We start from the raw sequence: 1,655 nt of genomic DNA on the forward strand, positions 1-1,655 counted from the left end.
GGCGGCGGCGCCTGCCGTGCGTCCGGCCGCGCCGGTTGCCGCCGCTGCCGCCGCGCCTGCGGTCGCCGCCGGCCCCGGCTCCGTGCCGAGCCCGCTTGCCGGCACGGTGGTCAGCGTCGAGGTTTCCGCCGGCCAGGCGGTCGGCGCCGGCGACACGCTGCTGGTGCTGGAAGCCATGAAGATGAACACGGTCATCGGCGCGCCCAATGGCGGCACGGTCGACGCCGTCCACGTGACCCCGGGGGCGACCGTCACCGAGGGCCAGGTCCTCGTCACCCTTTCCTGATTGCCACCCTTTCCTGATTGTCTGGGGCCTTTTCCATGGACGGCACCGCCACCGGGACATCCCGGCTCGAACAGCTCTGGCACCTGACCGCCATTACCGACGTCACCTGGCAGATGGCGGTGATGTGGGTGGTCGTCGGCGTACTCTTCTATCTCGCCGTCTACCGCAAGTTCGAGCCGCTGCTGCTGGTACCGATCGCCTTCGGCGCGCTGCTCGCCAATCTGCCGACGGAAGGGCTGATCAATGCGCCGGCGGGCGAGCATGGCGGCGGGCTCTACTATTACATCTCCAAGGGCGTCGATCTGGAGATCTTCCCGCCACTGATCTTCCTCGGCGTCGGGGCGCTCACCGATTTCGGACCGCTGATCGCCAATCCGCGCACGCTGCTCCTCGGCGCCGCGGCCCAATTCGGCGTCTTCGCCACCTTCCTCGGGGCGGCGGCGATCGGCTTTTCGCCGATGGAGGCGGGCGCCATCGGCATCATCGGCGGCGCCGACGGGCCGACCTCGATCTTCCTGGCCAACAAGCTGGCGCCGCACCTTCTGGCACCGATCGCGGTCGCCGCCTACAGCTACATGGCGCTGGTGCCGCTGCTGCAGCCGCCGATCATGCGGCTGTTGACGACGGACAAGGAGCGCAAGATCCGCATGCGCTCGCTGAGGCCCGTCTCGCGGTTGGAAAAGCTGATCTTCGCGGCCATGGTCACCATCGTCGTCATCCTGCTGGTGCCGGCCGCCTCGGCCCTGATCGGCATGCTGATGCTCGGCAATTTCCTGCGCGAGAGCCTCGTCACCGAGCGCCTCACCAAGGCGGCCCAGAACGAGATCATCAACATCGTCACGATCTTTCTGGGCACCTCCGTCGGCATCACCATGACCGGCGAGCGCTTCCTCAATGGCGATACGCTGAAGATCCTCGGCCTCGGCGTCATCGCCTTCGGCATTGCGACGGCCTGCGGCGTGCTGATGGCAAAGGTCATGAACCTCTTCAGCGGCACCAACAAGATCAACCCGCTGATCGGCTCGGCCGGCGTCTCCGCCGTGCCGATGGCCGCCCGCGTCAGCCAGGTCGAAGGCCAGCGGGCCGACCCCGGCAACTTCCTTTTGATGCACGCCATGGGGCCGAACGTTGCCGGCGTCATCGGCACCGCCGTCGTCGCCGGCTATTTCATCGCCTGGTACGCCAACTGAGGTTTGCGGTCGCCCTATTACCCGTCGACGATCTCTGTTTCGTTGATGACGATGTCGAAGCCGGCGAGGCCGACATAGTGGCGCTCGCGGGAGGCGAGGAGGCGGATGGAGTGGACGCCGAGGTCGGTGAGGATCTGGGCGCCGAGGCCGATCTCGCGCCATTCCTCCTGGCGCACCTT

The 1,655-nt window shown here is 67.4% G+C and carries 2 protein-coding genes and 1 pseudogene; 2 read left to right on the plus strand and 1 reads right to left on the minus strand.

Features of this window, described 5'->3' with window-relative positions; translation table 11 throughout:
- Positions 1-286, plus strand: a 286-nt coding sequence (locus CH339_RS23540) for a biotin/lipoyl-containing protein (RefSeq protein WP_111436854.1), incomplete at its 5' end; no start/stop codon positions are given.
- A gap of 35 nt (positions 287-321) precedes the next feature.
- Entirely contained in the window at positions 322-1,476 is a 1,155-nt protein-coding gene (locus CH339_RS23545) for a sodium ion-translocating decarboxylase subunit beta (protein ID WP_111436855.1), read from the plus strand.
- A 17-nt stretch (positions 1,477-1,493) separates the two neighbouring features.
- Here CH339_RS23545 and CH339_RS23550 read toward each other — a convergent pair.
- Positions 1,494-1,655: pseudogene (locus CH339_RS23550) on the minus strand (3,4-dihydroxy-2-butanone-4-phosphate synthase); the annotation flags it as partial.

Source organism: Rhodobium orientis, assembly GCF_003258835.1.
In the GTDB taxonomy this organism is placed as follows: domain Bacteria; phylum Pseudomonadota; class Alphaproteobacteria; order Rhizobiales; family Rhodobiaceae; genus Rhodobium; species Rhodobium orientis.